Here is a 1679-nt window from a genome sequence, read left to right on the forward strand (position 1 = left end):
CCATTTGTGGCATGAAATGAAACTTCAAGTCTTAGCGGTGAGACCGTGCAAGTAAGAAGGATTCTACTTGTAGACGAGTCGAGATCGTCTCAAAGACTTGATGAAGTTAGCCGTTTTTGACCACAAAGTCAAGCGGATAACTGGCTGCTAATCTGAGCTAATGGGACAGGGTTAGATGGAACTGATCTGCGGAGCGCTGGGCGAAACCTTGCCAAACCTCACTACGAAAAATTCCTTAGCCTTAGCTAAAGACCATAGTGAGGTTCTAAATACTGCCTGATTGGGTTATCAGTGGCCAGAAAGAAGCAACCAGGGTGCAGATAGGTTGACGGATTTGCAGGAACGCATAGCAATACGGGGCACCTGAACATAACACACGGCAAAAAACATACATCATAACTGCATTTTACTATCTTTAATTGGCAAGGAAATGCAGCCTGTGTTACTGAAGACAGATGTACGTTTCTTGCCTCAATGTTGTAGCACATGTCGGGATGGCTAATAAAACTAAATTCTACCATTTGTGGGATCTTAAGAGCAGCTTCATTACCATCGGAGTGACGGCACTCCTGCTTTCTGTAGTTGTCATAATCATTTACTTTCCTCAATTGTCTCGCTATTATAAACTCTCGAAATATGACAATGAGACATCGGGGATTCTTTTGGACGTCGACGAACAATCAATTATCAGGCAAACTAAATTGGGCAACAAACTCGAGATTGACCATTACAAAGTCAGATACTCGTATTTAGTTGGTGAACAAGAGTACGAAAAGGTAGACTTCGTGGACGGTACGCCTGTTAATGGACAAATTTTACTCAACAATTGGAAGTCAAGTAAACAAGTTTTGGTAAGATATAAGACTGGCAACCCAGCCCAAAGCATGTTGGACTTACGGAATGATTAAAATGCTAAGACCTTGACTGACCTACTAGAAACAATTAATGAGATTGCCAAGTATGGACTCGAACCCGGACTAAGTGTTGACGGCAATGAGAAAGATTTGGAAGCAAGCCTTGTACGGCTATACTCAAAGTACTTTGAAATCGACTACGTCTTTGATAATACTGATTATCCAGACTTTGAAAAAGGACAATTTCCCGACATTATTACAAACATCAGAGCTAACTTCCCTGACTTCGGACCTTACCATGTTGTCCTAAATGTTGACGAAGTTTCCCAAGACCCAGAAAATTCAATGGGTGACGCACTGGACGATTTGGCAGACATTATCTATGATATCCTTGAGATTAAGTGGAGATACGAGAATAATAGCGAAAGTGACGCTTTGTGGTATTTCGAGCTGATATTTTACAGCCACACCCAACGGCACCTCTTAGATTTACTGCTTTTCCTAAAATCCAAAAACGGGTGAGAAAAGTGCTACAACACAAACCTATCATGCATGGGGGGCTCGGCAGTAAGCAAGCGGCAGCTGGCTTGGATTGTCCGCCACAAAGTATAAATTTATCAGTTGAGTGGCTAAGTGCTAGAGGGAGCTGAACTGCATTAAAAACCCCCACGCACGATAGCTAGTCGTTAAGTTCGATTGCTTCTTTCTGAGCGTAAAATCAGCAGTATTTCAAGGTTTCGGGGGTAAGGTCTGTCCTGGTCAGATTAGCAGCCATTTGTGGCATGAAATGAAACTTCAAGTCTTAGCGGTGAGACCGTGCAAGTA

General features: G+C 42.6%; 2 protein-coding genes. Both read left to right on the plus strand.

Translation table 11 applies throughout. The features are described from left to right. Nucleotides 1-494: 494 nt before the first annotated feature. The gene (locus RIG68_RS15050; RefSeq protein ID WP_350123800.1) at nt 495-908 is read left to right on the plus strand and encodes a hypothetical protein; all 414 of its coding nucleotides are present in this window, start codon (nt 495-497) and stop codon (nt 906-908) included. Nucleotides 909-920: 12 nt separating this feature from the next. Continuing rightward, nucleotides 921-1376: a hypothetical protein gene (locus RIG68_RS15055; protein WP_350123803.1), complete on the plus strand. Its 456-nt coding sequence runs from the start codon at nt 921-923 to the stop codon at nt 1374-1376. The last annotated feature ends 303 nt before the right edge of the window (nt 1377-1679 follow it).

Origin of the sequence: Imperialibacter sp. (assembly GCF_040222385.1) — a bacterium.
Lineage (GTDB): Bacteria > Bacteroidota > Bacteroidia > Cytophagales > Cyclobacteriaceae > Imperialibacter.

What these genes read in the sequence shown, in the direction of transcription:
- RIG68_RS15050 (WP_350123800.1), top strand. Translation starts at nt 495, where the DNA reads ATGGCTAATAAAACTAAATTCTACCATTTGTGGGATCTTAAGAGCAGC.